The organism is Nocardia sp. bgisy118 (genome assembly GCF_057708605.1).
The window spans coordinates 1-2,244 of the sequence record NZ_JBYISM010000068.1 but is presented as its reverse complement, the minus strand read 5'-3'; the positions used below and the strand labels follow the sequence as shown (position 1 = coordinate 2,244).

Sequence of the window (2,244 nt, the reverse complement as noted above, 5' to 3'; positions counted from 1 at the left end):
GGTCGGCTTGACTTCGGCGGGGGCCGAAACCGTCTCGGCGGCAGGCGCTTGGGCGGTGGGAGCCGACTCGGTCGCGGGAGCGGCCGTTGCCGTGGCGGGAGCCGCGGCTTCGGGTGCCTTGGTGCCGGGTGCCTTGGCGGCGCCCTTCATCGCCAGGCCCTTACCGCCGGGTGCCTTGGCCGCACCCTTCATGCCCAGTCCCTTGACGGGCGGGGCGGCGGGCGCTTCGGCGGCGGGCGCGGATTCGGGAGCCGCTTCGGGGGCCGGAGCTGCTTCCGTCTTCGCGCCGGGTGCCTTCGCGGCGCCCTTCATCCCGAGTCCCTTGCCAGGTGCCTTGGCCGGGCCCTTCATGGCCAGACCCTTGACGGGCGCGGCAGGCGCGGCCGAAGCTTCGGCGGCCGGAGCCGCTTCCGCCTTCGCACCGGGTGCCTTGGCAGCACCCTTCATCCCGAGTCCCTTGCCGGGCGCCTTGGCCGGACCCTTCATGGCCAGACCCTTGGCAGGCGCGGCCGAAGCGGCCGAAGCTTCCGCGGCGGGCGCTTCGTCGGCCGCAGCCGCGGCCTTGGCACCGGGCGCCTTCGCGGCACCCTTCATGCCCAGACCACCACCGGGTGCCTTCGCGGCACCCTTCATGCCCAGACCACCGGGTGCCTTGGCCGGGCCCTTCATCGCCAGGCCACCACCAGCCGGAGCCGCCTTGGCCGGTGCCGGGGTCTCGGTCGCCACCGCGACAGGCTCCGGCTCGGGCTCGGCCTCGGGTTCGGGTTCGGTCTTGGGCTCCTGGATGACGGTCAGGTTCTGGGTCAGCGTGGCGGGCTCGACACGGGTGATGGCATCGAGCATCAGCTGCGCCACGTCGACGACCTCGACACCCTCGCCCTCGCCCTTCTCCTGACGCGCGGTGACACCGTCGTTGAGCATCACCCGGCAGAACGGGCAACCGGTCGCGATCTTCCCCGCACCCGAACCACCGTTCGACGCCGCCAGGGTCGACAGACCCTCATCGACCCGGTCGATGTTGATCCGCTTGCCGAGCTGCTCTTCCATCCACATCCGCGCGCCACCGGCACCACAGCACATGGACCGCTCGCCATGACGCGGCATCTCCACCAGCGTCGAACCCGAAGCTTCCATCAACTCACGCGGCGCGTTGTAGACCTTGTTGTGCCGGCCCAGGTAGCAGGGGTCGTGGTAGGTGACGTTCTGGGTCACCGACGCCACCGGGATCAGCTTCTTCTGCCGCACCAGACGATTCAGCAACTGCGTGTGGTGCACCACCTCGTAGCTGCCACCCACCTGCGGGTACTCGTTGTTGAGCGCGTTGAAGCAATGCGCACAGGTCACCACGATCTTCTTGCGGCGATCCTCCACACCGGCGAACACCGAGTTCAACAACTCGATGTTCTGCTGCGCGAGCTGCTGGAACAAGAACTCGTTACCCGCGCGGCGCGCCGAGTCACCGGTGCAGGTCTCCTCCTGACCCAACACCATGAACTTCACCCCCGCGGTCGCCAGCAACTCGGCCACAGCCTTGGTGGTCTTCTTCGCACGATCCTCATACGCACCCGCGCAACCGACCCAGAACAGGTACTCATAACCGTCGAAGCTGTCCGCGTCCCGCCCGAACACCGGGATCTGGAAGTCGAGCTCGTTGATCCAGTTCAGACGGTCCTTGGCGTTCTGCCCCCAGGGGTTGCCCTTGTTCTCCAAGTTCTTGAACAGACCGGCCAGCTCGGAGGGGAACTCCGACTCGATCAACACCTGGTAGCGGCGCATGTCGATGATGTGATCGACATGCTCGATATCCACCGGGCACTGCTCCACACACGCACCACAGGTGGTGCAGCTCCACAGCACCTCCGGGTCGATGATGCCGCCGACGTCCTCACCACCGACCAGCGGACGCGCCGCCTCGGCGCGAGCCGCCTCGGAGATCCTGGCCAGCGCGGCCTCGTCCGGCTTGCCCTCGGCGTCGACCAGACCGACCTCCTCACCACCCATGTCCGTGCGGCCACCGGCCAGCAGATACGGGGCCTTGGCATAGGTGTGATCACGCAGCGACATGATCAACAACTTCGGCGAGAGCGGCTTACCGGTATTCCACGCCGGACACTGCGACTGACAACGACCACACTCAGTACACGTGGTGAAGTCGAGAATGCCCTTCCACGAGAAATCCTCGACCCGACCCGCACCCAAAGTGTCGGTATCGGGGTCGACGTTCTCCATATCCAGCGCCTTACC

The 2,244-nt window shown here is 67.3% G+C and carries 1 protein-coding gene; it reads right to left on the bottom strand.

Annotated features, from left to right (window positions below):
* Positions 1 to 2,244 (bottom strand): (Fe-S)-binding protein (locus AC3EO7_RS37705; protein WP_435593868.1); only part of this gene is annotated, 2,244 nt, incomplete at both ends.